We start from the raw sequence: 24,052 nt of genomic DNA on the forward strand, positions 1-24,052 counted from the left end.
CTGACGAGGCCGATCAACTGCTGGGCACCGCCCGAAAGGTACGGAATGTCGAACAACAATGGCAGCGACAGCAAGAACACGCTTTATTGCAGCTTTTGCGGCAAGAGCCAGCACGAGGTGCGCAAGCTGATCGCGGGCCCCACGGTGTTCATTTGCGACGAATGCGTCGAGTTGTGCATGGACATCATCCGCGAGGAAACCAAGAACGCCGGGCTGAAATCCAGCGAAGGCGTGCCGACGCCGCAGGAAATCTGCCAGGTGCTGGACGATTACGTGATCGGGCAGGCCAGGGCCAAGCGGGTTCTGTCCGTGGCGGTTCACAACCACTACAAGCGTCTGAACCATTCGGGCAAGAGCGACATCGAGTTGCAGAAGTCCAACATCCTGCTGATCGGCCCGACAGGGTGCGGCAAGACCTTGCTGGCGCAGACGCTGGCCCGCATTCTGGATGTGCCCTTCACCATGGCCGACGCCACGACGCTGACCGAAGCGGGCTATGTGGGCGAGGATGTGGAAAACATCATTCTCAAGCTCTTGCAATCGAGCGAATATAACGTGGAACGCGCACAGCGCGGCATTGTCTATATCGACGAGGTCGACAAGATCACGCGCAAGTCCGAAAATCCCTCGATCACGCGCGACGTGTCGGGCGAGGGCGTGCAGCAGGCATTGCTGAAGCTGATGGAAGGCACCGTTGCCGCCGTACCGCCGCAGGGCGGGCGCAAGCATCCGCAGCAGGAGTTCCTGCAGGTGGACACCACCAATATCCTGTTCATCTGCGGTGGCGCCTTTGCCGGGCTGGACCGGATCATCGCGCAGCGCGGCAAAGGCAGTGCAATGGGCTTTGGCGCGGATGTGCGTGACGAGGATGCGCGGAACGTCGGCGAAATCTTCCAGGATCTCGAGCCCGAGGATTTGCTGAAATTCGGCCTGATTCCCGAATTCGTGGGCCGCTTGCCGGTGATCGCCACGCTGGAGGATCTGGACGAGGAGGCGCTTGTCACCATCCTGACCGAACCCAAGAATGCGCTGGTCAAGCAATATCAGCGTCTGTTCGAGCTGGAAAACGCGCAGCTGACCTTTACCGACGATGCGCTGAAGGCCATTGCCAAGCGCGCCATCGCCCGCAAGACGGGCGCACGCGGTTTGCGCTCGATCCTTGAAGATATCCTTTTGAACACGATGTTCGAACTGCCCGGACTGGAAGGCGTGGAAGAGGTTGTGGTCAACGAAGAGGCCGTTACTTCGGACGCTGCTCCGCTGATCATTTATGCCGACCAGAAAAAGGAAGGCGCCAGCGCGGGCTGAGCATTGATCGCGACAGGATGAAAGGGCTCGCCTTGGGGGTGGGCCCTTTTCGTTTCAGGCCTCTTTCACGGGGACAACAGGGAATTGCGGGCAAACCGGCACTGGACCTTTGGGACCAATTGCGCCATATCGGAATGAGCTATTTCCGGAGGTTCCCGATGGGCATTCTCAACACTCTTCTTCGCGCGGTCACCTGGTGGAACGGGCAGACGCTCAATACGCAGTTCTACACGTGGCGCAAAGGCGTGAAGGTGGGCGAAGATGAGCAAGGCAACGTTTTCTACAAGTCCCGCAAGGGCGATCGGCGTTGGGTGATTTACAACGGTGAAGCCGAGGCAAGCCGCGTGAGCCCCGATTGGCATGGCTGGCTGCATCACACGTTCGACGAAATGCCTGCGGACAAGCCTCTGGCGCACAAGCCCTGGGAAAAACCGCATGAAGAGAACCTGACCGGCACCGCGCTGGCCTATGCTCCGGCCGGGTCGATCCGCCGTTCGCAACCTGTCGAACGCCGCGACTACGAGGCCTGGACCCCCGAATAAGGGCGCAAGATGCATGTCTGAAAGTACGACCGAAGTAATTGTTGGCGGGGCCGTTCTGGCCGCGGCCATTGGGTTTCTGGTTTATGCAGGGCAGGTGACCGGTTTCTCCGGTCGCAGCGCTGAATACCCTCTGAGCGCCAGTTTCCGCAGCGCCGATGGCGTAGACGTGGGCACCGATGTGCGCATGGCCGGCGTCAAGGTGGGACGCGTTACCGGTATAGAACTGGACCCGGCGACGTATCGTGCGCGGGCCGTTTTTACCGTGACCGAAGGAATCGACGTTCCTGATGACAGTGCTGTGTCCATCAGTTCCGAAGGATTGCTGGGCGGCAATTACGTGGAAATTTTGCCCGGTGGGTCGCCTTTTGCCTTTGCTCCGGGCGATGAGATCGAATTTACCCAAGGCTCGGTCAGCCTTGTATCGCTGCTGATGAAATTCGTCGCGGGCGATGACGAAGGCAATACGGAATGACCTTGCGGGGCGCGGCATTGGCATTGGCGTTGCTGGTGCCGCAGATCGCCGGCGCGCAGGAGGTTGCCATCGGGACCGGCGCGGTCTTGCGCGGGCTCGACAAGCTGAACGGCACCGCCATCGACATGCAACTGACCACGGGTGAAAGTGCCGAACTCGGGAAATTGCAGGTTACTTTGCGCGAATGCCGGTATCCGGCCGGGGATGCGGCGGGGGACGCCTATGCGTTTCTGAGCATTCACGATGTCGCGGCGGACACGCCCGTGTTCGAAGGATGGATGATCGCCTCGTCCCCGGCGCTGAGCGCGATGGAACACCCGCGCTACGATGTTTGGGTGCTGCGCTGCAATACCGAATGAGGATCGCTGTCCAGCGGACAGTCGGTGATCGACACGCTGAGACGCAAGGCCTTTGACAGACGGTCGTGATAGGCGGCACGGCTGATTTCCACCGCACCCAAGGTGGCAAGGTGCGATGTTATGAACTGCGTGTCGAACAGAACGAATCCGCAGCGGCGCAAATGATCCGTCAGATGCGCCAGCGCCAGTTTCGAGCCATCGGTCTGGCGGGAAAACATGCTTTCCCCGAAGAAGGCCCCGCCGAGCGTGACCCCATAGACACCGCCCGCCAGAATGCCGTCGCAAGTGATTTCCAGGGAATGGGCGTGGCCCAACGCATGCAACTCCAGATAAAGGCGGCGGATTTCGGCACTGATCCAGGTGTCGTGCCGGTCGGCGCAGGCGTCCAGAACTGCGGTGAAATCCCTGTTGAGTGAGACCGTATACCCCCCGCGCCGCATGCGACGCGCAAGCGAGCGCGAGATATGGAAACCATCGAGCGGCAGGATGCCCCGGCGACGCGGATCGACCCAGAACATTTCCGGGTCGTCGCGATGCTCGGCCATGGGAAACACGCCAGCGGCGTAGCCCTGGAGCAGAAGATGCGGCGTGATGGCGGATGAGGGGGCGGTCATGCAAATTCTAAACAGATTTCCGTGGAGTAGCGGCAGTGATTAGATCTTCAGTAGCCTCTGTTCTGCTAAAGCTGCAAGGCCGTTGCAGGAAAGGGCCAGAGGCATGACGATTCACGACTACACGCCGGCAGGGTTTTTCGAAAACGATATCAACATGATGGCCAACAGGGTTCAGGCGCGTCACGCGATGCTGGTCGATGCGTTCAGGCATGTCATAGCCGATTCCTCGGTGTTGTTGCTGGGGGCCGAGGATGGTCGATGGTGTTACAGTTTTGCCGCGGCAGGGGCCTTGCAGGTCGTAGGCGTGGAACCCTGCGGCGAGTTGGTCGAACGGTTTGTACGGCTTCCCGACGTGGGGATGCGAGAGCGGATCGACCTGCGCAATGCGGCGCCGATCAGGGAAATGCAGGCAGAAGCCAGGGCAGGCCACCGCTATGATGTGATCGCAGCATTCGATGTGCTGGAAGGGCCCGTTACGCTTCATGACTGGTTCAGCGTATCGGCGGCGTTGAACCCCAGGCTGGTGGTGGGGGACGGATTGTTTGCCGTTTCAGAAGAACCGATAATGGCACTGGAAAAGCCACGCCGCCCGACTCATGGGGCGGCGGCGACGCGCTTGATCCCCAGTCGTGGTGCCATCGAGATGGCCGCGCGGGACACCGGGTTTGAACTGGACTGGATCGACTGGACCCGGCTGACAGATGATGCGCGTCTGGGTCTTTCGGATTATTACCAGTCGGGTCCGATGCGCCGGGGCAGTTTTACACTGATGCCGCGCAGGGAGCCGACCCAAGGGTAGTGTCTCAGCCCGACTGTTCCAGGTTTGCAGCCAGCCATTTCTCCAGCCAATGGATCGAATAGTTGCCTGCCTGAATATCCGGTTCCTGGAGCAGGGCGTGAAACAGCGGCACGGTGGTTTCCACCCCGTCCACGATCAATTCGCCCAAGGCCCGGTTGAGGCGGGTCAGCGCGGCGTGGCGGTCCTTGCCATGCACGATCAGCTTGCCAATGAGCGAGTCGTAGTAGGGCGGGATCGTATAGCCGTCATAAAGCGCCGAATCCATCCGCACGCCCAGGCCACCGGGGGCATGGAATTGCGTGATCGTGCCCGGACGGGGGGCGAAATCGGGCAGCCTCTCGGCGTTGATGCGCACCTCGATGGCATGGCCGTTGATTTGCAGATCGTCCTGGGTAAAGGACATCGGATGCCCTTCGGCCACGCGGATCTGTTCCTGCACCAGATCGACGCCGAAAATTGCCTCGGTCACGGGGTGTTCGACCTGAAGGCGGGTGTTCATTTCGATGAAGTAGAACTCTCCGTCTTCATAGAGAAATTCGATGGTGCCCGCGCCGGTATAGTTGATGGCGGCCACGGCCTCGGCACAGGTTTTGCCGATGCGCGCACGCTCTTCCTCGGTGATGCAGGGGCCGGGGGCCTCTTCGAACACTTTCTGGTGGCGGCGCTGAAGCGAGCAGTCGCGCTCGCCCAGATGGACAGCGCGGCCCTTGCCGTCGCCAAAGACCTGAATCTCGATATGGCGGGGCTTTTGCAGGTATTTCTCGATATAGACTTCGTCATTGCCGAAGGCCGCCTTGCCCTCGGAGCGGGCGGTCATGAAGGCGTGTTCCATTTCGGCAGCCGAGTTTGCCACCTTCATCCCGCGCCCGCCACCGCCGGCGGTGGCCTTGATGATGACGGGATAGCCGATCTCCTCGCCCAGCCTCTTCGCCTCATCCAGCGTGGCAACGCCGCCGTCAGAGCCCGGTACGCAGGGCACGCCCAGCTTCTTCATCGTGTCCTTGGCGGTGATCTTGTCGCCCATGATGCGGATGTGTTCCGCCGTCGGGCCGATGAAGGTCAGATCGTGATCCTCGACGATCTGCACGAAATTGGCGTTCTCGGACAGGAAACCATAGCCGGGGTGGATCGCCTGTGCGCCGGTGACTTCGCAGGCGGCGATGATGGCGGGGATCGACAGATAGCTGTCGGTGCCCGGCGGCGGGCCGATGCAGACCGATTCATCGGCCATGCGCACATGCATGGCGTCGGCGTCGGCGGTGGAATGCACCGCAACGGTCTGAATGCCCATTTCGCGCGCCGCGCGGATCACGCGCAGGGCGATTTCGCCACGGTTGGCAATGAGGATCTTGTCGAACATGCGCGCGCCCTTACTCGATGATCATCAGGGGGGCGCCGTATTCGACCGCCGCGCCATCCTCGACAAGGATGCGTTTGACGGTACCGGCACGGGGCGCGGGGATGTGGTTCATGGTTTTCATGGCTTCGACGATCAGCAGGGTGTCGCCCTCGGAAACGGTATCGCCGACGCTGACGAAGGACGGCGCGCCCGGTTCGGCCTGCATGTAGACGGTGCCGACCATGGGCGAGATCACCGCGCCGGGATGGCTGGCGGGGTCTTCGTTGGCTTCGGGGGCCGGAGCCGCCGGAGTTTCGGCTGTCTGTGCAGGGGCCGCTACGGGCGCGGGGCCGGGTGCCGGCGCGGCCTGTACTTGTGTGATGACTTCTTTCCGGCGGCTGACACGTACATTCAGGCTGTCGTTTTCACCGTAGTCGCGCTTGACCTGAAGTTCGGTCAGGTCGTTGTCGTTCAGCAGTTCGGCCAGCGCCTTGATAAAGGCCACATCCGTTTCATGGGTTTTGTTCGGCATCGGGTTCCTCGACCGCTGGCGATGGTTTGCCATCGCGTTTGAGTGGTTTTCGCCGCTTATAGGGCAAGCGTTGACCTTAGAAAAGCGGGCAGTTGCACCGTAACATGGGGGAAATGACCCGCGATTTCGAGGGGGAAAAGCCTGAAAGCGAACCCAAGGTCAAGTCTAGAGCGGCATACCCGACAATTTCGCGACCAGTTCGGCCAGTTTGCGGGCCTGGAATTTTTCCAGAAGACGGGCGCGGTAAACCTCGATCGTGCGATAGCTGAGGCCCAGTTCCAGCCCGATTTCCTTGGAGGTCAGGCCACGGCAGGTCAGAATGGCCACTTCGCGCTCGCGGTGGGTCAGTTCGACAAGCGGGCGTTCGTCCGAGAGGTCGGTGAAAGACCAGATGCCGCGTTGAAACGGATCGTCGGGTGTCAGCGACTGGCCGCGGGTGCGGCACCAGAACAGGGTGCCATCGCTGCGTTTCATGATCCGCTCGTCGGTATAGCGCCCGGTGTCGCGCATGGCGTCCAGCGCCCGGGCGCCGATGCGGCTGTAATCCTCGATCGAGGGATAGTAATGCGCGAGGGGAACGTCGGTGAATTCTGAGACCTCGCCGCCGAAGGTTGCCGCGAATTGCCGGTTGCACCGCCGGATGATGCGGTTTTCCAGAACGACCAGCCCGACAGGGGCATAGTCAAAGGCAAGGTCGGTGATCTGCATGTGTTTGTTATGCCCCGTCTGACGGGTTGATCCAAGGGCGCGTTCTTGTCATTAGGCCGCGAAACGCATAGATGCGACGCATGCGGTCGCAGCCTACCCGCTCAAAACAAGGACAAGACATATGAAGACCATCGTTATCTGCTCTGGCGGGCTGGATTCGGTATCGCTTGCCCACAAGGTCGCCGCCGAGCGCGAGCTGACCGGTTTGCTGTCGTTCGATTATGGCCAGCGCCATTCAAAGGAACTGGAGTTCGCCGCGGCCTGTGCCCGGCGGTTGGACGTGCCGCATCACGTGATCGACTTGCGCAGCGTCGGCGCGGCGCTGTCGGGGTCGGCGCTGACCGATGATGTGGATGTGCCGGACGGGCATTATGCAGAGGATACGATGAAGGTGACGGTGGTGCCCAACCGGAATGCGATCATGCTGGCTGTGGGATTCGGCATGGCCGCCGCGCAGGGGGCCGATGCCGTGGCCGCCGCGGTGCATGGGGGCGATCATTTCATCTATCCCGATTGCCGCCCGGATTTCATCGACGCGTTTCAGACGATGGAAGACAAGGCGCTGGACGGTGTGGCCGAGGTTGACCTCTATACCCCGTTCGTCAACATCCCGAAGGCCGGCATCGTGACCGAGGGTGCGCGGCATGGCACCCCGTTTGGCGAAACATGGTCGTGCTACAAGGGGGGCGATGTGCATTGCGGGCGCTGCGGCACCTGCGTGGAACGGCGTGAGGCGTTCCATCTGGCGGGTGTGGACGACCCCACCGACTATGCCGACCCGGATTTCTGGCGCAGCGCGACGGGAGTGGCGTGATGTATACGATCACCAAGGAATTCCATTTCTCGGCATCGCATCAGTTGTTCGGACTGCCGGACGAGCATCAATGCGCCCGACTGCACGGGCATAACTACATCGTGGTGGTCGAACTGCGCGCCGAAGAACTGAACGCGCACGGATTTGTGCGCGATTACCTCGATCTGGCTGAATTGAAGCGGTATATCGACGAAAAACTGGACCACCGGCACCTGAACGACGTTCTGGGGGATGACGGGGTCACGGCCGAGCGGATGGCAAGGCATTTCTACGACTGGTGCGCGGCGCGCTGGCCCGAGGTTTCGGCGATCAAGGTCAGCGAAACGCCCAAGACATGGGCGGAATACCGGCCATGAGCGGTGAGGCCACCATCCGGGTGTCCGAAATATTCGGGCCGACCATTCAGGGCGAAGGCGCGCTGATCGGCGTGCCGACGGTATTCGTTCGGACTGGTGGCTGCGATTATCGTTGCGAGTGGTGCGACAGCCTGCATGCGGTGGAGGCCGAATACCGGGGCACATGGACCCCCATGACCGCACAAGAGATCATGGCCGAGGTGGTGCGCCTGTCTGGCGGGAAGCCCTTGCTGGTGTCCCTGTCCGGGGGAAACCCGGCCATTCAGCCCTTGGGAGAGGTTATCCGGCAGGGCCATGCGCAGGGCTATGGGTTTGCGCTTGAAACGCAAGGATCGGTGGCGCGAGACTGGTTTTCCGATCTCGACATGCTGGTGCTGAGCCCGAAACCGCCATCCAGCGGGATGCAGGTGGATTGGCCGGTGTTCGACGCCTGCCTGCAAGCCGGGCAGGGCGCGGATATGGTGATGAAGATCGTGATCTTCGACGACACCGATTATGCATGGGCGCGTGACGTGGCCGCGCGCTATCCGCAGTTACCGCTGTTCTTGCAGCCCGGCAACCACACGCCGCCCCCACCCGACGACGACAGCGCCACGGTGGACCAGGACGGCGTGGATGAGCGCATGCGCTGGCTGGTGGATCGTGTGGTGCAGGACAGATGGTATCAGGCGCGCGTGTTGCCACAGCTGCATGTCATGCTGTGGGGCAACAAGCGCGGTGTATGACGGAGAACGCAAATGAGCGAGAATATCTATGAGGGCCTCAAGCAGTTGGGCGGAGCGACCGAGATGCCGCAAAGCCCCGAAGAGGCGATGCTGGAACGGGTGCGGAATCCGCAGGCCGATGTGGCCTATAACGTGCGGTTCGTGGCGCCCGAGTTCACCTCGCTGTGCCCGATGACGGGGCAGCCGGATTTCGCGCATCTGGTGATCGATTATGTGCCCGGCGAATGGTTGGTGGAAAGCAAGTCGCTCAAGCTGTTTCTGGGGAGCTTTCGCAATCACGGGGCGTTTCACGAGGATTGCACCGTGAGCATCGCGCGCCGTCTGGCCGAGTTTCTGGAGCCGCAATGGCTGCGGATCGGGGGGTATTGGTATCCCCGTGGCGGTATTCCGATCGACGTGTTCTATCAGACCGGGCCGATGCCCGAAGGCGTCTGGATTCCCGATCAGGGGGTTGCGCCGTATCGCGGGCGCGGCTGACAGGCGGCGCGTGTCGCGCCGCCTGTCGTGTGATGCGTATCAGGGGCAGCGTGCCCGGTAATAGGTGCCATCGCCGCGCGCATAGGCGCACTGGCCGGTTTGCTGATTGCGCGCCACAAGCGCACCGGCGGCAGCCCCGGCAAGTGTCGATACAACCACCCAGTCGCTATCCGCGCCAAGCGCCTTGGCTGTGATCAGCCCAAGGCCACCGCCGATCACGGCGCCGGTCGTCTGACGTTTCTGTTCTTCGCTCACGCATCCGGCCAGCACGAGGCTGGCGGCGAGTACTGTTGTGGTAAGGGTTTTGCGCATGGCAGAGGCCTCCTTGTCAGTCGCATTTCGATCAATGCAGAGGCACCGTATCACGAGACGAGCGATCTTGCATCCATGCGATGCCGGACAATGTGATCTCAGCCGGGCGAATACCTGTCATCGCGTGGCGGCCACCATTCGTCTTCGCTGTCGGGCACCTGTTGGGGCAGTGGGCTGCCGGGGGTGAAGACACCTTTGCCCACGATGGCGGGATCTTGCTCAGTCCGATATGTGTGCAGTTCGCGATATCCCAGGTAAAGTCCGCTTCCGACAATGAGAGCCATACCCAGAAGTGTATTCGCAGGCGGTACCTCGCTCCACAGGGCATAGGCCAGCAGGGCCGCGAAGGGCAGGTAGCTGTAGTCGAAAGGTGCAATGAGACTGGCATTCGCCACCTGATAGGCCCGGGACAGGAACAGGTAGCCGCCCATCCCCAGAAAACCCAGCAGCGCCAGCGCAGGCCAGTCCGTCAGCGGGGCGAATGGCAGCGACCAGCCGAGGTGGTCAAAGCCCGGTCCGGGGGTGACGATCCGGTTGAATGCCCAGCCCATCGGCATGATCATCAGACCCGAGAAGGCCAGGGTATGAAGCCCGACCGTCAGCGTGCTTTCACGGTCGCCGATCTTGCGGGCGATGATCTGTGACGCGGCATAGGCAACAGCACAGCTGAGCGGCAGGATCGCGATCCACGAGAAATTGTCCCCGGCAGGGTTCATCGCGATCAGGATGCCGGCAAACCCCACGGCGAGCGCCCCTATCCTGTGCGGCCCGATGGTTTCCCTGAGCCAGAGCGCAGCCATGATCGCCGTGATCAGCGGAGCCGAGAAGAAGATCGTTGTCACTTCGGCCAGCCCCATGAAAGGGAAGGCCGCATAGAACATCGAAAAGCCGATGGTGAACAATGCGGCACGCGCCAGATGAAGCGGCCAGAGCGGTGTAAGAAGGCGATGCGGCCTGCCCAGAAGGACAACAAGTGGCGTCAGAATGCACACCGATACAAGGGCGCGCACGAAGATCAGCATCCAGATCGAGTAACTGTTCAACATTTCCTTCATCATCGCGTCCTGCGCGACGAAGAAAAGCATACCGAGTTCCACACACAGAATTCCGTGCCATGCACGGGACGGCATGCTCGGGCTGTCAGGGGCCAGCAACGACATGGGTCTATCCGGTTGTTCGAAGTTTGGGCGCCGAATTTGTCGGTACCCGATCCGACTACCATAGCCGGATAGCGACAGGTTTCTCGTCAGATAGCGACAAATACGAAAAAACCCGCAAGGCGGTAACCTTGCGGGTTAATTTACGGGGTTTGGACTGGTTTCAGCGGTTCATGCGATTTTCGATCAACTCGTCCACCACGCCGGGATCGGCCAGTGTAGACGTGTCGCCAAGACTGCCGAAATCGTTTTCGGCGATCTTGCGCAGGATACGGCGCATGATCTTGCCCGAACGTGTCTTGGGCAGGCCGGGTGCCCACTGGATCAGGTCGGGCTTGGCGATCGGGCCGATTTCCGAACGGACCCAGGTTTCCAGCTCCTTGCGCAGATCATCGCTGGGTTCTTCGCCGGTCATCAGGGTGACATAGGCATAGATGCCCTGACCCTTGATGTCGTGCGGGTAACCGACAACGGCGGCCTCGGCCACCTTGGCATGCGCAACGAGAGCCGATTCCACTTCGGCTGTGCCCATGCGGTGGCCGGAGACGTTGATCACGTCATCGACGCGGCCAGTGATCCAGTAATACCCGTCGGCATCGCGGCGGCAGCCGTCGCCGGAGAAGTAGTAGCCCTTGTATTGCTGGAAATAGGTTGCTTCGAACCGGTCGTGATCGCCCCATACGGTGCGCATCTGGCCCGGCCAGCTGTCTTTCAGGCACAAAACGCCTTCGGCCTCGGTGCTGTCGATTTCCTTGCCGGATTCGGTTTCCAGAACGACTGGTTCGACCCCGAAAAACGGTACGGTGGCCGAGCCGGGCTTGGCCGGGGTCGCGCCAGGCAGCGGTGTGATCAGGTGGCCGCCGGTTTCGGTCTGCCACCAGGTGTCGACGATGGGACGTTTCCCGTTGCCGACCACTTCGTTGTACCAGTTCCAGGCCTCGGGGTTGATCGGCTCGCCCACGGTGCCCAGCACCTTGAGGTCGCTGAGATCGTATTTTTCGACAAAGTCGTTTCCTTGCCCCATCAGCGCGCGGATGGCGGTGGGGGCAGTGTAGAACTGGTTGACCTTGTGCTTTTCACAGACGGCCCAGAACCGGCCCGCATCGGGGTAGGTGGGGACGCCTTCGAACATGATGGTGGTCGCGCCGTTGGCCAGCGGACCGTAAACGATATAGCTGTGCCCGGTGACCCAGCCCACGTCGGCGGTACACCAGAAGATATCGCCATCGTGGTAGTCGAACGTGTACTGATGCGTCATCGACGCCCAGACCAGATAACCGCCCGAGGTGTGAACGACACCCTTGGGCTGTCCGGTGGAGCCAGAGGTATAGAGGATGAAGAGCGGGTCCTCGGCACTCATCTCTTCGGGCGGGCAGTCGGCATCCACCTTCTCGATTTCTTCGTGCAGCCAGTAATCGCCTTCCGAGCGCCAGGCGATCTGATCGCCGGTGCGTTTGACCACGAGGCATTTCACATCGTCCACGTCGTGCAGAAGCGCCTGGTTGACGTTGTCCTTGAGCTTGGTCTTGCGCCCGCCGCGCGGGGCGGTGTCGGCGGTGATCACCAGTTTGGCGTCGCAACCGTTGATCCGTGCGCCGAGCGCGTCGGGCGAGAAACCCGCGAAGACAATCGAATGGATCGCACCGATCCGCGCACAGGCCAGCATGGCATAGGCGGCTTCGGGGATCATCGGCAGGTAGATCACCACGCGATCACCCTTGCCGACCCCGAGGTTCTTGAACACGTTGGCCATCTTGCAGACGTTTTCGTGCAACTGGCGGTAGGTGATGTGCTGTGCCTCGTCGCCGGGTTCATCCGGTTCCCAGATGATCGCCGTCTGATCGCCGCGGGTGGCCAGGTGCCGGTCGGTGCAGTTGGCGGCCACGTTCAGGGTGCCGTCCTCGAACCATTTGATCGCGACATTGCCGAAGTCGAAATTGACGTCCTTCACCTTGCTGAACGGTTTGATCCAGTCGATCCGCTTGCCATGCTCGGACCAGAAACCATCGGGATCGTTGACCGAGGCGGCATACATTTCGTCATAGCGGGCTGCGTCGACATGGGCCTTGGCGGCGAACTCGGCAGAAGGGGGATATGTTTTGTCGGACATGTCTGACCTTTACGTTCTGGAAGTTACTTCGAAAGGGTAGGTCGGCCCCGGCTTGCATGCAAGCGGCGTAGTAGGGGCCGATGATTTGCGTATCAGATCGCAAGATACTCGGCGCGCAGGTCTTCGTTTGCCAGCACCTCGGAGGCGGCCCCGTCGAACGCGATGGAGCCGGTATCGAGGATCACGGCCCGGTCGGCCAGTTCCAGCGCCCGAACGGCATTCTGTTCCACCAGAATGGTCGTCATGCCCTGTTCCTTGATCACGCGGAGGGTCTTTTCGATTTCGTCCACGATAACGGGAGCAAGACCTTCGTAGGGTTCATCGAGCAGAAGAACCTTGATGTCACGGGCAAGCGCACGGGCGACGGCCAGCATTTGCTGTTCGCCGCCCGACAGGGTCACGCCCTCCTGCTTGCGGCGCTCGGCCAGGCGGGGGAAGAGATCATAGAGCCGGTCGAGCGACCAGCCGATGGGCGGGGCGATCTGCGCCAGTTGCAGGTTTTCCTCGACCGTCAGACCGGGAATGATACAGCGATCTTCGGGAACCAGCCCGATACCGGCGGCGGCGGCATCGTGGCTTTTCATGTTGTGCAGAGGCTGATGATCCAGCCAGATTTCGCCATGCGTGACCTGCGGGCTGTCCATTCGCGCGATCGAGCGCAGCGTCGTGGTTTTGCCCGCGCCGTTACGGCCCAAAAGCGCAAGGATTTCACCCTCGTGCACGTTGAAGCTGATGTTCTGGACGATATAGCTTTCGCCGTAATAGGACTGCATGTCCCAGACCGACAGGAAGGCCGGGGCGGTTTCGGCGTAGTTCTTGCCCTTGGAGAAATCGGGTTTGACGTTCATCTCGTGATCTCCTTCTTACGCCGTTTCGCCAAGATAGGCTTCGCGGACCTTGGGATGGCCCTTGATCTTGTCGGGGGTGTCCTCGACCAGCGGGGTGCCTTGCGCCAGCACCGTGATCCGCTCGGCGAGGCTGAACACCACGTGCATGTCGTGTTCGATGATGGCGATGGTGATGTCGCGCTCGTCCTTGATCTGCTTGAGCAGGTCGATGGTGTTGTTGGTGTCGGCGCGCGCCATGCCGGCAGTCGGTTCGTCCAGCAGCAACAGGCGCGGATTCTGGGCAAGGCACATGCCGATTTCCAGCCGCCGCTTGTCGCCCCGGCTCATCGAGGCCGAGTGGAAGTGGCGTTTGTCGGCCATGTTCAGGCTGTCCAGCATGTGTTCGGCCTGATCGACGATCTCTTTCTCGTTTTCGGTATGCTCGACCGCATGCATGCGGAAGGCGCCGTCGCGCTTGGCGAAGATCGGGATCATCATGTTTTCCAGCACGCTCAGATCCCCGAAGATTTCGGGCGTCTGGAACACGCGGGAAATACCCATCTGGTTGATCTCGTAGGGTTTGCGCCCCAGGACCGACTGGCCGTCGAACATGACGCTGCCGGTGTCCGGGATCAGCTTGCCCACGAGGCAGTTGAGCAAGGTTGATTTGCCTGCCCCGTTGGGGCCGATGATCGCGTGGCAGGAGTTTTCCACCACGCTGAGATTGACGTTGCCCAGAGCCTGGAGGCCACCGAAGCGCTTGTTCACGTCCTTGACTTCAAGAATGCCCATTTCGTGGCTCTCCTTATTCCGCTGGTTCGGTGGTTGTTTCACTCGACGTTTCGTCGGGCTTGCGCCGCTTGAAGGCCCGCATGATCCGTTGTCCGCCTTCGACAAGGCCACCGGGCAGGAAGATCACCACCAGCATGAACAGGATGCCCAGAGTCAGGTGCCAGCCCTTGCCGATGAAAGGATAGACCAGAGCGACCATCGCGTCCTCAAGGCCGTCGGGCATGAACGAGAACCAGCTGTGCAGGACGTTGTCGTTGATCTTCGAGAAGATGTTTTCGAAGTACTTGATGAACCCCGCGCCCAGAACCGGGCCGATCAGCGTACCGGCCCCGCCGAGGATGGTCATCAGGACCACCTCGCCCGAGGCTGTCCATTGCATCCGTTCGGCCCCGGCCAGCGGGTCCATCGACGCCATCAGACCGCCGGCCAGACCGGCATACATCCCAGAGATGACGAAGGCCGCCAGCGCATAGGGCCTTGCGTTCAGGCCGGTATAGCTCATGCGCGTGTTGTTCGATTTGATCGCGCGCAGCATCATGCCGAAGGGCGATCGGAAAATGCGCACCGCAAGATAGAACGCCAGAAGCATGATGATTGCACACAGGTAGTAGCCGGTATTGAACTGAAAACTCCATGGACCGGCGACCATTTCATAGGTTCCACGCATCTCGATGCCGAACAGGTTGGTCACGGGGATCGAGCCGTCCGCCGTGGCCGATACGCCCAGGATCCGGGGATCGTTCAGTGTGAGTTGCAGGCCGGTTTCGCCATTGGTGATTGGGGTCAGAACCGAGTAGGCGAGGTTAAAGCTCATCTGGGCGAAGGCCAGCGTCAGGATCGAAAAGTAGATGCCCGAGCGGCGCAGTGAAATGAACCCGATCAGCAGGGCGAAGAGTCCGGCAACGATGACCGAAAGGATAATCGCGGGGATCACGTTCATGCTGAGCAGCTTGAACATCCAGACCGCCGAGTAGCTGCCCACGCCCAGAAAGGCCGCATGGCCGAAGCTGAGATATCCGGTCAGGCCGAACAGGATGTTGAACCCGATCGCGAAGATGCCGAAGATTACGAAGCGCTGCATCAGGTCGGGATAACCCGCATTGAACTGCGCCAGGGCGCTGTCGGCGGGGAAAGGATTGAGGATGAACGGCGCCAGCAGGGTCAGGGCCGCCACGATGATCAGAAGCGTAGTGTCTTTTTTGTTGAGACCCAGCATGGATTAGTCCTCCATCACGCCCTTGCGGCCCATCAGGCCACGGGGACGCGTCAGCAGAATGATGATTGCGACGAGGTAGATGATGATCTGGTCGATACCGGGGATGATCGACTTGATCTCGTTCATCGAGGCAAAGCTCTCCAGAACGCCCAGCAAGAACCCGGCCAGAACGGCGCCGGGCAGAGAGCCCATGCCGCCGACGACCACAACCACGAAGCTGAGTACGAGGAAATCCATACCCATATGATAGTTCGGTGAGTTGATCGGGGCATACATGACCCCTGCCAGTCCTGCGACTGCGGCGGCGATGCCGAACATGATGGTGAACCGGCGGTCGATGTTGATGCCCAGAAGGCCCACGGTTTCCCGGTCGGCCATGCCGGCGCGCACGACCATGCCGAAGGTCGTGAACTGAAGGAAGGCGAAGACCGCGCCGATGACGATTGCCGCAAAGACGAAATAGACCAGACGCCAGTAAGGATAGATCACCGCATTGGGATCAAAGCCCAGAAGAACGCCGAAATCGAAGCTTCCGGTCAGGGCGTCGGGTGCGGGGGTGGGAATGGGATTGGCACCATAGAAGTATTTGATGACCTCCTGAAGCACGATGGCAAGGCCAAAGGTCACCAGAATCTGGTCGGCATGGGGACGCTTGTAGAAATGCTTGATCAGGCCGCGCTCCATGATGAAGCCGATCCCGATCATGATCGGAATAGAGAACAGGATTGCCAGCGGCACCGCCCAGTCGATCAGCATGCCGCCGGTTTCCGGCCCGAACCAGGCTTCGACATACGGGGTCTTGACCTTGAGGGGATTGCCGAGAAAGTCGGTTCTGGTCTCGTCGACGGTTTCAAAGCTGAGTGTCAGGATTTTCGACAGGGTTACCGCGCAGAAAGCGCCGATCATGAACAGCGCGCCATGCGCGAAATTCACGACGCCGAGCGTGCCGAAGATCAATGTCAGGCCAAGCGCGATCAACGCATAAGCCGAGCCTTTGTCCAGCCCGTTCAGAATTTGCAGAATAATAGCGTCCATTGGTCCCACCCGTGGGTTAAGAGAAGTGGCGGTTTATCCGGGGGTGACGGAGTGTATCCGGCCACGGTTTTGCGTGGCCGGATACATTGCCGGATCAGGCGCCCGCGTTGCAACTGCCGAGGTTGCCGCCTGCGAACATCGGGTGATCCGGTTCGTAGGTGACCTGAGCTGCGGGCGTGACTTCGACCACTTCCAGAAGGTCGAACTCGCTGGTCGGGTTCTCTTTCCCGCGCACCACCAGAACGTCCTTGAAGCACTGGTGATCATCCGCGCGGTAGAGCGTCTTGCCGTTGCCCAGACCGTCGAACTCAAAGCCTTCCAGTGCTTCGGCGACGCCACAGGGGTTGAAGGTTCCGGCGCGCTCGCAGGCATCCGCGTAGAGCAGCGTCTGGCAGTATACGGTATGCGCGGCCTGGCTGGGCGGGAAGCCGTATTTTTCACCGAAGGATTTCACGAACGCCTTGGATGCGTCATCCTGCAGTGACCAGTGCCAGTTGGTCGAGCCGTGAATACCCTTGACGTTCTCGCCGGCGCCCTTGGCCATCAGGCGCGAGTAAAGCGGCACGACGATTTCGAAGTTCTTGCCGTTCACTTGTTTTTCGCGCAGGCCGAACTGCACGGCGTTTGTCAGCGAGTTGACCATATTGCCGCCGTAGTGGTTGAGAACCAGAACGTCCGCCCCCGAGTTCAGAACCGGCGCGATGTAGGATGAGAAGTCGGTTGCCGCCAGCGGCGTTTTTACGGTGTTGACGGTTTCCCAGCCGAGCGCTTCGGTGGAGGCGACGATCGACTCTTCCTGGGTCCAGCCCCAGGTGTAGTCGGCGGTCAGGTGATAAGCCTTGCGATCCGATCCGTAGAGTTTCTCCAACACCGGAGCGAGCGCGGCGCCCGACATGTATGCGTTGAAGAAATGGCGGAACCCGTTGGCTTTCTTGTCTTTACCGGTGGTGTCGTTCGAGTGGGTCAGGCCCGCCATGAAGATCACGCCGGCCTCCTGGCACAGGCCCTGCACGGCGACCGCCACACCCGAAGATGAGCCGCCGGTGATCATGATCGCCCCATCTTTTTCGATCATCGACTTGGCCGATGCGCGCGCGGCGTCCGATTTGGTCTGGGTGTCGCCGGTGACGAATTCGACCTTCTTGCCCAGGATACCGTTCCCTTGCAGCGCGTTGGAGCTGAAGGTGTTCATCATGCCGCCATCGCCGCCACCGTTCAGGTGCTCGACCGCCAGTTCGTAAGCGCGCAGTTCGTCGGCGCCTTCGTCGGCATAGGGACCGGTTTGCGGCACGTTAAAGCCCAGTGTGACCGAACCGCCGGTCGGTTCGTTGGTGAAGGCCGCCGCGGACGACGCCGTAAAGATCGTCGGCAGCGCGACACCGGCACCAGCGACAACGCTGGTTTTCAGCAGACCGCGACGAGTCAGGTTGCTCTTGGACATTGATATCCTCCCGTTGAATTTAGTTTGGGGTTGCACCTCCTCTGCGCTCCCCCAGACAGCACAATCGTGCAAACGCATTATCGCAATGGCTAAGAAAATTTCGCAACAACTGCTTTTTACAAAACAATTTTTTTGTAAAAATATAGACAAGAGGAGGCTTCGATATGTAAAAATATTGTAATGACGTTGGGGAAGTCACGCGAAACACAGGGAAAATGCCAATGCCGGAAAGCCTGATGATCGGAACGCGCATTCGTGAAAGGCGGGTGATGAACGGGATCAAGCAGTCCGACCTTGCGCGTCAGGTGGGTATTTCACCTTCCTACCTCAACCTAATCGAGCATAACCGGCGGAGAATCGGGGGAAAAACGCTGTTGCGGCTGGCGGATGCGCTGCATGTCGAGCCGACGCTTTTGTCAGAGGGCGCCGAAGCGACGCTGATTGCGGCGCTGCGGGAGGCAGCCAGTCGGCAGGGCAAGGACGGCGCCGAACTTGCCCGCAGTGAAGAGTTCGCGGGCCGTTTCCCCGGATGGGCGCATTTGCTGGCCAGTCTCAGCCGCAGGGTGCAGGACCTGGAGCGCACGGTCGAAACGCTGACAGACCGTCTGACGCACGATCCGCATCTGGCGGCCTCGTTGCATGAGGTGATCTCGACCGTGACCGCGATCCGCTCGACCTCGTCTATTCTGGTCGAAACCGAGGCGCTGGAACCGGAATGGCAGAGCCGGTTTCACCGGAATATCAACGAGGAAAGCAGTCGGCTGGCCGAAGGTGCCGAGGCGTTGGTGCGGTATCTGGAGGGGGCGGCCAGCATCGAGGCTGAAATCAGATCTCCTCAGGACGAGGTGCAGGCGTTTCTGGCTGGCAACGGGTTTCATTTTCCGGCCCTCGAGGGGGGCGTGGATGAAACGGCGTTGGAGGACATTCTGTCGCAAAGCGATGTGCTGGTGTCCGATGCGGCGCGGCGTTTGGCGCGCGGGACCCTTTCGCAATACAGAGCGGATGCGCATCGTTTGCCTCTGGATGATATGCTGTCCGTCGTGGCGGAGCACGGCCCCTCCCCGGACAGGATCGTGGAGGCGTTCGGGTGCGGTTTACCTGCGGCGTTCCGTCGGCTGGCGGCGTTGCCCGAGGATGCGGTCGGGCCGGTCGGGCTTGTGTCTTGTGACGGATCGGGGACATTGATTTTTCGCAAACCGTTTTCCGGCTTTGCCATGCCGCGCGATGCGGGGGCTTGCGTACTCTGGCCGCTGTTTCAGGTGCTTGTGCAACCTCAGGTACCGGTGCGTGCGCTGTTGCGTCAGGCGGGCCGCCGGGGGCGGGACAAGGTTCTGGCGCTGGCTGTCGCCGAACAGGTGGCCCCGGCAACGTTTGAGCGTCCCGCGCTGTTGCACGCGCATATGCTGTTGTTTCCCGCCGGTGCTGAAGGTGGCGAAACCCCGGCACGAGAGGTCGGGTCCAGTTGCCGGATTTGTCCGCTGCGCGAGTGCCCGGCCCGCCGCGAGCCGTCGATCATGGTGGACGGGTTCTGATGTTTTTGACACGGGCCCGGACATTGACGATAAATGCTTTGCGGTGAAGGCCGTATTTGATCGGAGGGGAGGCCGGTTGATTGGATAAAAAAGTGCTTCTTATCGAAGACGAACCCAATATCATCGAGGCGGTCAGTTTTATCCTGTCGCGTGATGGATGGAACGTGAAAACCCACTCCAACGGTCATGACGCCCTGGACGCGGTTCGCAACCGGCAACCCGATCTGATCATTCTGGATGTGATGCTGCCCGGCAAAAGCGGGTTCGATATCTTGCAGGAGATCCGCGCAGACAGTGAACTGACGCAAACTCCGGTATTGATGCTCACCGCGCGCGGCCAGGAAAAAGATCGCGATATGGCCGAAAAAGCAGGGGCGAGCCGGTACATGACCAAGCCGTTCTCGAATGCCGAGGTGCTGGAGGTCGTGCGCAGCATGGTTGGGCTATGAGCGCCAAGCCCGGCCCGGTTTTTCTGGAGCGCCGCACCTATCGCCGCCGCAGAACTGCGGATGCAGCGCGGCTGTTGCCGTTTCTGGGTGTCGTTCTGATCGGGGTCCCGCTGTTATGGGGTGACGAAAGCGCGGAGATGGCCAAGACGACCCGCGTGATGCTGTACTTGTTCCTGGTCTGGGTTTTGCTTGCAGGGCTGTCGGCGATCATTTCGCGCAACCTGGACAAAGGAGAAGACGACGCGCCGCCGGGCGAGACGCCGACAAGGGACGATATGTGAATGGCGACACTGAACGTTCTTGTTTTGGTTTGCCTTTTGTATGTGGCGTTTCTGTTTGCAGTGGCTTTTGGCGCGGATCGTGCAGCACGGCGCGGACGCGGGACATGGTTGCGCTCGCCGATCATCTACACGCTGTCGCTGTCGATCTATTGTACGGCCTGGACCTTTTATGGCGCCGTGGGGTTCGCCGCGCGCTCGGGGCTGGAATATGTCACCATCTACCTGGGGCCGACGCTGGTGATGGTCGGCTGGTGGTGGACCCTGCGCAAGATGGTGCGGGTCGGGCGCAGCCAGCGGATCACGTCGATCGCCGACCTGATTTCGTCGCGCTACGGCAAGTCGAATACTCTGGCGGTGTTTGTGACGCTTTTGGCCGTGATTGGCACCACACCTTATATCGCGTTGCAGTTGCAGTCGGTGACGTTGTCCTTTGCGACTTTCGCGGCCAGTGATCCGACCGCCGCCGAATTGCCCGATCAGCAGTCCACCGCGCTTTGGGTGGCGTTTGGGCTGGCATTGTTCACCATTCTTTTCGGCACCCGGAATCTGGATGCGAACGAGCGGCATCACGGCGTGGTCATGGCCATCGCGCTTGAGGCGGTGGTCAAGCTGTTTGCGCTTTTGGCCGTGGGGGTGTTCGTGGTTTGGGGGCTTGCCGGGGGCGTATCGGAAACACTGGCGCGTATCGACGCTTCGCCGATTGCCGACTGGAATATGACAGGCAGCCGATGGATCGGCCTGACGATGCTTTCGGCGGCGGCCTTCATGTGCCTGCCGCGCATGTTTCAGGTGATGGTGGTCGAAAACGAGAACGAGGATCATCTGCGCACCGCCGCATGGGCCTTTCCCGGCTATCTGATGCTGATGAGCCTGTTTGTCATTCCGATTGCGGCGCTTGGGTTGCAAACCCTGCCCGAGGGGGCGAACCCGGATCTGTTCGTTCTGACACTGCCGTTGCAGGAAGGGCGCGACGGACTGGCTATTCTGTCGTTTATCGGTGGCTTTTCCTCGGCCACGTCGATGGTGATTGTCGCAGCGATCGCCTTGTCCACGATGGTGTCAAACCATGTGGTAATGCCTGTCTGGTTGTGGGTCACGGGGGGCACTGCCGTTGTTTCGGGCGATGTTCGCAATGTTGCGTTGCTGGCGCGGCGTATGTCGATTGCCGGGATAGTATTGCTTGGATACCTGTATTTTCGCATGTCCGGCGGTGGCACGGCGCTGGCGGCGATCGGGCTGGTGTCCTTCGCCGGGTTGGCGCAATTCTTGCCTGCGCTGATGGGCGGGCTGTTCTGGCGCGCGGCCAATCGCACCGGCGCGCTGGCCGGGCTTGGCGTGGGGTTTCTCGTCTGGCTCTATTGTCTGTTTTTGCCCAGCTTCGGTCCCTCGGCGATCCTGCCGCAGGACGTGTTCGACAATGGGCTCATGGGCTTAAACTGGTTGCGCCCGCAGGCCTTGTTCGGGGCACAGGGCATGGACCCGCTGGTGCATGCGGTGATGTGGAGCATGTTACTGAATACGGCCGTGTTCGTCTTCGTGTCACTGGTGACATTCCCGCAGCCGGTGGAACGGTTGCAGGGCGCGCAATTCGTGAATGTCTTCGAGCACTCTTCGGGGGCTGCCACCGGCTGGTCGGGGCATCTGGCGCGTAGCGAAGACCTGATGATCATGTCGCAGCGCATTATCGGCGCCCGGCAGGCGCAGGCCTTGTTTTCCGGTGCGGCGCAGCGGCAGGGACTGGCCGGGTATCTGCCCGAGCCAACCCCGGACTTTTTGCAGGAACTCGAACGTGAGCTTTCAGGGTCCGTCGGGGCGGCGACGGCGCATGCAATGATCTCGCAAATCGTGGGCGGCGCGACCGTGTCGGTCGAGGATCTCATGGCCGTCGCCGACGAAACCGCGCAGATCATGGAGTACTCCAGCAAGCTCGAGGCCAAGACACAGGAACAGGAACGCACCGCGCGCCAGTTGCGGGCCGCCAATGAGAAACTGACCCAGATTTCAGTGCAAAAGGACGCGTTTCTGAGCCAGATCAGTCACGAGTTGCGTACTCCGATGACTTCGATCCGGGCGTTTTCCGAGATTTTGCGCGACACCGGAGAACTGAGGCCCGCTGAACAGGCGAAATACGTCACGATCATTCATGACGAAACCATTCGTCTGACCCGTTTGTTGGACGATTTGCTGGACCTGAGCGTTCTGGAGAACGGTCAGGTGGTGTTGAATGTTCAGACGGGGCGGCTTGGGGATTTACTGGACCGGGCCGTTTCTGCCGCAGGCGGAGATGATCGCGCGGCGTTGCAAATCCTGCGCGACCGCGACGATGAGGATGTGATGTTGACCACCGATCTGGATCGGTTGGTGCAGGTGTTCATCAATGTGATTTCGAACGCGCGGAAGTATTGCGATGCCGCGCAGCCGGTTCTGACGATTTCGCTCAAGCGCGAAGAGGGCTCTTTGATGATCGATTTTATCGACAACGGGTCGGGTATTCCGACCAACCAGCATTCGGTGATTTTCGAGAAATTTTCACGTATCGGTGAAATCAAGGCCGACGGGGCCGGTCTTGGCCTTGCGATTTGTCGCGAGATCATGGCCCGGATCGGTGGTGAAATCACTTATTTGCCGGGACAGTCCGGGGCTGCTTTTCGCGTGATTTTGCCTGAGGCGATTGCCAGCGAAGCACATGCCGCGCCGGCGTAAAGACCTTGGTAACCTTCCGTGCGGTAGGGTGTGGCAACACGGCTTCGCAAGGACGGCAGACAGTTGGGGATGGCCAGAGAACAACGCAATTCGGTGATTCACCGCATGGCGCAGGTCGCGCGTGAGGATTTCGATGCGCGAGCGATGTCGGCCTCCAAGGCGCTGCGTCTGGCCTTGTCGCGGGTCGCGGAACGTCTGTTCGGCCTCGCGGTGACCGTTTCGACGGTAGAGCAGGTGACCCTTGCGCAATCGACGATTCGGGACGGTCTTGGCGATGACGGGCTTTTATTGTTGCTGGATGGCGATGATGGGCAGCGTGGCGCGCTTCAACTGGACCGGCAGTTTCTGGCATCCTTGATCGAAGTGCAGACCATGGGCGAAGTCCGGTCCGGAGAAGCGCCTTCCCGTGTGTTGACGCGCACGGATGCCGCGATTGCGGCTCCGCTAGTGGATGGCCTGTTGCAGGCGTTCGATGAGCAGATGATCGAAGGTATCCCAGGGCATGTCCCGTTGGGGATGCGTTTCGGCGATATGATCGAAGACGCGCGCACACTTGCCCTGACGTTGGACAAACCCGATTACGATCTGTTTCGTATTACCGCTGATCTTGGCATCGGGGCCAGAACCGGGGTGTTGAACGTGCTGTTGCCCAGGCTCCAGCCACCCGCCCGCACAGAGACTGGGGCGTCTTCGGGCGCCACGGACAGTGCAGTTACACTTGAAAACAGTGCCTTGGGAGCGCCTGTGATGTTGAATGCGGTTATGGCGCGATTATCGATGCCGCTCGACCGGATTTGTGCCCTGGTACGAGGTCAGACCTTGACAATCCCGCGCGAGGCGATTTCGGACTCGCAACTTCTGGGTGCGGGGAACCATCTGGTGGCTCCGGTGAAACTGGGGCAGGTCAACGGCTGGCGCGCTGTTCGTTTGCTTGGCCCGGAAGCCACCTCCGGGGCGTGCCAGCCGCTGAAAAATATTGAAAAATCAGTGCGGTATGCAGAGGGCGAAGAAGCAGGGCTCCGAACCCCGAACGGGATAGCCGCCGAGTCGCCCAAGGATGCGACATCGCTTCCTTCTGCCGGTCGGCAGACCGAAGGACAGGCGGCACACAGTCAACGCCGCGCGCAACCGGTGGGCGAAAGCGGGTGAGGT

General features: G+C 60.7%; 26 protein-coding genes. 14 read left to right on the forward strand and 12 right to left on the reverse strand.

From position 1 onward, the window contains the following. Nucleotides 1–45 precede the first annotated feature (45 nt). From clpX to BUB53_RS11420, 4 genes are all read left to right on the forward strand, one after another. A complete protein-coding gene (gene clpX / locus BUB53_RS11405; protein ID WP_073034877.1) occupies nt 46–1,308 on the forward strand; it encodes an ATP-dependent Clp protease ATP-binding subunit ClpX in 1,263 nt (420 codons plus the stop codon). A gap of 158 nt (nt 1,309–1,466) precedes the next feature. Then, the gene (locus BUB53_RS11410) at nt 1,467–1,850 is read left to right on the forward strand and encodes an NADH:ubiquinone oxidoreductase subunit NDUFA12 (protein WP_073034878.1); all 384 of its coding nucleotides are present in this window, start codon (nt 1,467–1,469) and stop codon (nt 1,848–1,850) included. A gap of 13 nt (nt 1,851–1,863) precedes the next feature. After that, on the forward strand, nt 1,864–2,322 hold the full coding sequence (mlaD, locus tag BUB53_RS11415) for an outer membrane lipid asymmetry maintenance protein MlaD (protein ID WP_073034879.1): 459 nt from the start codon (nt 1,864–1,866) through the stop codon (nt 2,320–2,322). Then, nucleotides 2,319–2,681 carry a DUF2155 domain-containing protein gene (locus BUB53_RS11420; protein WP_073034880.1) on the forward strand — a complete coding sequence of 121 codons (363 nt, stop codon included), beginning with the start codon at nt 2,319–2,321 and terminating at the stop codon, nt 2,679–2,681. Before mlaD ends, BUB53_RS11420 begins: the two co-directional genes overlap by 4 nt. Here BUB53_RS11420 and aat read toward each other — a convergent pair. After that, a complete protein-coding gene (gene aat / locus BUB53_RS11425) occupies nt 2,645–3,295 on the reverse strand; it encodes a leucyl/phenylalanyl-tRNA--protein transferase (protein ID WP_073034881.1) in 651 nt (216 codons plus the stop codon). The genes BUB53_RS11420 and aat overlap by 37 nt on opposite strands. A gap of 103 nt (nt 3,296–3,398) precedes the next feature. On the opposite strand from aat, the gene BUB53_RS11430 reads away from it, so the two are divergent. Next, nucleotides 3,399–4,094 carry a methyltransferase domain-containing protein gene (locus BUB53_RS11430; RefSeq protein WP_073034882.1) on the forward strand — a complete coding sequence of 232 codons (696 nt, stop codon included), beginning with the start codon at nt 3,399–3,401 and terminating at the stop codon, nt 4,092–4,094. 4 nt (nt 4,095–4,098) lie between these two features. On the opposite strand, the gene accC is transcribed toward BUB53_RS11430, so the two are convergent. From accC to BUB53_RS11445, 3 genes are all read right to left on the reverse strand, one after another. Then, nucleotides 4,099–5,454, reverse strand: coding sequence for an acetyl-CoA carboxylase biotin carboxylase subunit (gene accC / locus BUB53_RS11435; RefSeq protein ID WP_073034883.1), 1,356 nt, complete (start codon nt 5,452–5,454; stop codon nt 4,099–4,101). Nucleotides 5,455–5,464: 10 nt separating this feature from the next. Next, entirely contained in the window at nt 5,465–5,965 is a 501-nt protein-coding gene (gene accB, locus BUB53_RS11440; RefSeq protein WP_073034884.1) for an acetyl-CoA carboxylase biotin carboxyl carrier protein, read from the reverse strand. Between the two features lie 165 nt (nt 5,966–6,130). Continuing rightward, nucleotides 6,131–6,667 (reverse strand): LuxR C-terminal-related transcriptional regulator, encoded by a 537-nt coding sequence (locus BUB53_RS11445; RefSeq protein WP_073034934.1) that lies wholly within the window; start codon nt 6,665–6,667, stop codon nt 6,131–6,133. A gap of 127 nt (nt 6,668–6,794) precedes the next feature. Here BUB53_RS11445 and queC point away from each other — a divergent pair, with 127 nt between their 5' ends. The 4 genes from queC to queF are packed head-to-tail and all read left to right on the forward strand — an operon-like array spanning nt 6,795 to nt 9,045. Further along, the gene (gene queC / locus BUB53_RS11450) at nt 6,795–7,487 is read left to right on the forward strand and encodes a 7-cyano-7-deazaguanine synthase QueC (protein ID WP_073034885.1); all 693 of its coding nucleotides are present in this window, start codon (nt 6,795–6,797) and stop codon (nt 7,485–7,487) included. Continuing rightward, nucleotides 7,487–7,843, forward strand: coding sequence for a 6-carboxytetrahydropterin synthase QueD (queD, locus tag BUB53_RS11455; protein ID WP_073034886.1), 357 nt, complete (start codon nt 7,487–7,489; stop codon nt 7,841–7,843). The genes queC and queD overlap by 1 nt, the downstream gene beginning before the upstream one ends. Further along, a complete protein-coding gene (queE, locus tag BUB53_RS11460; protein WP_073034887.1) occupies nt 7,840–8,568 on the forward strand; it encodes a 7-carboxy-7-deazaguanine synthase QueE in 729 nt (242 codons plus the stop codon). Before queD ends, queE begins: the two co-directional genes overlap by 4 nt. Nucleotides 8,569–8,580: 12 nt before the next feature. Next, complete coding sequence (gene queF, locus BUB53_RS11465) at nt 8,581–9,045, forward strand: preQ(1) synthase (RefSeq protein WP_073034888.1); 465 nt, start codon at nt 8,581–8,583, stop codon at nt 9,043–9,045. A gap of 39 nt (nt 9,046–9,084) precedes the next feature. On the opposite strand, the gene BUB53_RS11470 is transcribed toward queF, so the two are convergent. The 8 genes from BUB53_RS11470 to BUB53_RS11505 all read right to left on the reverse strand — a co-directional run bounded on the left by BUB53_RS11470 (nt 9,085) and on the right by BUB53_RS11505 (nt 17,935). Next, nucleotides 9,085–9,357 carry a glycine zipper 2TM domain-containing protein gene (locus tag BUB53_RS11470; RefSeq protein ID WP_073034889.1) on the reverse strand — a complete coding sequence of 91 codons (273 nt, stop codon included), beginning with the start codon at nt 9,355–9,357 and terminating at the stop codon, nt 9,085–9,087. 98 nt (nt 9,358–9,455) lie between these two features. Then, entirely contained in the window at nt 9,456–10,517 is a 1,062-nt protein-coding gene (locus tag BUB53_RS11475) for a DMT family transporter (RefSeq protein ID WP_073034890.1), read from the reverse strand. 160 nt (nt 10,518–10,677) lie between these two features. Then, entirely contained in the window at nt 10,678–12,624 is a 1,947-nt protein-coding gene (gene acs / locus BUB53_RS11480) for an acetate--CoA ligase (RefSeq protein WP_073034891.1), read from the reverse strand. A 92-nt stretch (nt 12,625–12,716) separates the two neighbouring features. Beyond that, nucleotides 12,717–13,472 (reverse strand): ABC transporter ATP-binding protein, encoded by a 756-nt coding sequence (locus tag BUB53_RS11485; RefSeq protein ID WP_073034892.1) that lies wholly within the window; start codon nt 13,470–13,472, stop codon nt 12,717–12,719. A gap of 15 nt (nt 13,473–13,487) precedes the next feature. Beyond that, the gene (locus BUB53_RS11490; RefSeq protein WP_073034893.1) at nt 13,488–14,243 is read right to left on the reverse strand and encodes an ABC transporter ATP-binding protein; all 756 of its coding nucleotides are present in this window, start codon (nt 14,241–14,243) and stop codon (nt 13,488–13,490) included. A gap of 13 nt (nt 14,244–14,256) precedes the next feature. Further along, nucleotides 14,257–15,459 (reverse strand): branched-chain amino acid ABC transporter permease, encoded by a 1,203-nt coding sequence (locus BUB53_RS11495; protein WP_073034894.1) that lies wholly within the window; start codon nt 15,457–15,459, stop codon nt 14,257–14,259. A gap of 3 nt (nt 15,460–15,462) precedes the next feature. Further along, nucleotides 15,463–16,494, reverse strand: coding sequence for a branched-chain amino acid ABC transporter permease (locus tag BUB53_RS11500; RefSeq protein WP_073034895.1), 1,032 nt, complete (start codon nt 16,492–16,494; stop codon nt 15,463–15,465). A gap of 94 nt (nt 16,495–16,588) precedes the next feature. Continuing rightward, nucleotides 16,589–17,935 carry a substrate-binding protein gene (locus tag BUB53_RS11505; RefSeq protein ID WP_073034896.1) on the reverse strand — a complete coding sequence of 449 codons (1,347 nt, stop codon included), beginning with the start codon at nt 17,933–17,935 and terminating at the stop codon, nt 16,589–16,591. Nucleotides 17,936–18,156: 221 nt separating this feature from the next. Here BUB53_RS11505 and BUB53_RS11510 point away from each other — a divergent pair, with 221 nt between their 5' ends. The 5 genes from BUB53_RS11510 (at nt 18,157) to BUB53_RS11530 (ending at nt 24,049) form a co-directional block, all read left to right on the forward strand. Further along, nucleotides 18,157–19,467: a helix-turn-helix domain-containing protein gene (locus tag BUB53_RS11510; protein WP_073034897.1), complete on the forward strand. Its 1,311-nt coding sequence runs from the start codon at nt 18,157–18,159 to the stop codon at nt 19,465–19,467. An 80-nt stretch (nt 19,468–19,547) separates the two neighbouring features. Next, nucleotides 19,548–19,916, forward strand: coding sequence for a response regulator transcription factor (locus tag BUB53_RS11515; protein WP_073034898.1), 369 nt, complete (start codon nt 19,548–19,550; stop codon nt 19,914–19,916). Beyond that, nucleotides 19,913–20,197 (forward strand): hypothetical protein, encoded by a 285-nt coding sequence (locus BUB53_RS11520; protein WP_073034899.1) that lies wholly within the window; start codon nt 19,913–19,915, stop codon nt 20,195–20,197. The genes BUB53_RS11515 and BUB53_RS11520 overlap by 4 nt, the downstream gene beginning before the upstream one ends. Further along, entirely contained in the window at nt 20,198–22,900 is a 2,703-nt protein-coding gene (locus tag BUB53_RS11525) for an ATP-binding protein (protein ID WP_073034900.1), read from the forward strand. Nucleotides 22,901–22,969: 69 nt separating this feature from the next. Beyond that, nucleotides 22,970–24,049, forward strand: coding sequence for a FliM/FliN family flagellar motor C-terminal domain-containing protein (locus tag BUB53_RS11530; RefSeq protein ID WP_073034901.1), 1,080 nt, complete (start codon nt 22,970–22,972; stop codon nt 24,047–24,049). Nucleotides 24,050–24,052 lie beyond the last annotated feature (3 nt).

The sequence above is a fragment of the Roseovarius pacificus genome (assembly GCF_900142665.1).
Classification (GTDB): domain Bacteria; phylum Pseudomonadota; class Alphaproteobacteria; order Rhodobacterales; family Rhodobacteraceae; genus Roseovarius; species Roseovarius pacificus.

Excerpts from the sequence above, each read along its gene's own strand:
- clpX (WP_073034877.1), top strand. The coding sequence starts at position 46 with ATGTCGAACAACAATGGCAGCGACAGCAAGAACACGCTTTATTGCAGC.
- BUB53_RS11410 (WP_073034878.1), top strand. The coding sequence starts at position 1,467 with ATGGGCATTCTCAACACTCTTCTTCGCGCGGTCACCTGGTGGAACGGG.
- mlaD (WP_073034879.1), top strand. The coding sequence starts at position 1,864 with ATGTCTGAAAGTACGACCGAAGTAATTGTTGGCGGGGCCGTTCTGGCC.
- BUB53_RS11420 (WP_073034880.1), top strand. The coding sequence starts at position 2,319 with ATGACCTTGCGGGGCGCGGCATTGGCATTGGCGTTGCTGGTGCCGCAG.
- aat (WP_073034881.1), bottom strand. The coding sequence starts at position 3,295 with ATGACCGCCCCCTCATCCGCCATCACGCCGCATCTTCTGCTCCAGGGC.
- BUB53_RS11430 (WP_073034882.1), top strand. The coding sequence starts at position 3,399 with ATGACGATTCACGACTACACGCCGGCAGGGTTTTTCGAAAACGATATC.
- accC (WP_073034883.1), bottom strand. The coding sequence starts at position 5,454 with ATGTTCGACAAGATCCTCATTGCCAACCGTGGCGAAATCGCCCTGCGC.
- accB (WP_073034884.1), bottom strand. The coding sequence starts at position 5,965 with ATGCCGAACAAAACCCATGAAACGGATGTGGCCTTTATCAAGGCGCTG.
- queC (WP_073034885.1), top strand. The coding sequence starts at position 6,795 with ATGAAGACCATCGTTATCTGCTCTGGCGGGCTGGATTCGGTATCGCTT.
- queD (WP_073034886.1), top strand. The coding sequence starts at position 7,487 with ATGTATACGATCACCAAGGAATTCCATTTCTCGGCATCGCATCAGTTG.
- queE (WP_073034887.1), top strand. The coding sequence starts at position 7,840 with ATGAGCGGTGAGGCCACCATCCGGGTGTCCGAAATATTCGGGCCGACC.
- queF (WP_073034888.1), top strand. The coding sequence starts at position 8,581 with ATGAGCGAGAATATCTATGAGGGCCTCAAGCAGTTGGGCGGAGCGACC.
- BUB53_RS11470 (WP_073034889.1), bottom strand. The coding sequence starts at position 9,357 with ATGCGCAAAACCCTTACCACAACAGTACTCGCCGCCAGCCTCGTGCTG.
- BUB53_RS11475 (WP_073034890.1), bottom strand. The coding sequence starts at position 10,517 with ATGTCGTTGCTGGCCCCTGACAGCCCGAGCATGCCGTCCCGTGCATGG.
- acs (WP_073034891.1), bottom strand. The coding sequence starts at position 12,624 with ATGTCCGACAAAACATATCCCCCTTCTGCCGAGTTCGCCGCCAAGGCC.
- BUB53_RS11485 (WP_073034892.1), bottom strand. The coding sequence starts at position 13,472 with ATGAACGTCAAACCCGATTTCTCCAAGGGCAAGAACTACGCCGAAACC.
- BUB53_RS11490 (WP_073034893.1), bottom strand. The coding sequence starts at position 14,243 with ATGGGCATTCTTGAAGTCAAGGACGTGAACAAGCGCTTCGGTGGCCTC.
- BUB53_RS11495 (WP_073034894.1), bottom strand. The coding sequence starts at position 15,459 with ATGCTGGGTCTCAACAAAAAAGACACTACGCTTCTGATCATCGTGGCG.
- BUB53_RS11500 (WP_073034895.1), bottom strand. The coding sequence starts at position 16,494 with ATGGACGCTATTATTCTGCAAATTCTGAACGGGCTGGACAAAGGCTCG.
- BUB53_RS11505 (WP_073034896.1), bottom strand. The coding sequence starts at position 17,935 with ATGTCCAAGAGCAACCTGACTCGTCGCGGTCTGCTGAAAACCAGCGTT.
- BUB53_RS11510 (WP_073034897.1), top strand. The coding sequence starts at position 18,157 with ATGCCGGAAAGCCTGATGATCGGAACGCGCATTCGTGAAAGGCGGGTG.
- BUB53_RS11520 (WP_073034899.1), top strand. The coding sequence starts at position 19,913 with ATGAGCGCCAAGCCCGGCCCGGTTTTTCTGGAGCGCCGCACCTATCGC.
- BUB53_RS11525 (WP_073034900.1), top strand. The coding sequence starts at position 20,198 with ATGGCGACACTGAACGTTCTTGTTTTGGTTTGCCTTTTGTATGTGGCG.
- BUB53_RS11530 (WP_073034901.1), top strand. The coding sequence starts at position 22,970 with ATGGCCAGAGAACAACGCAATTCGGTGATTCACCGCATGGCGCAGGTC.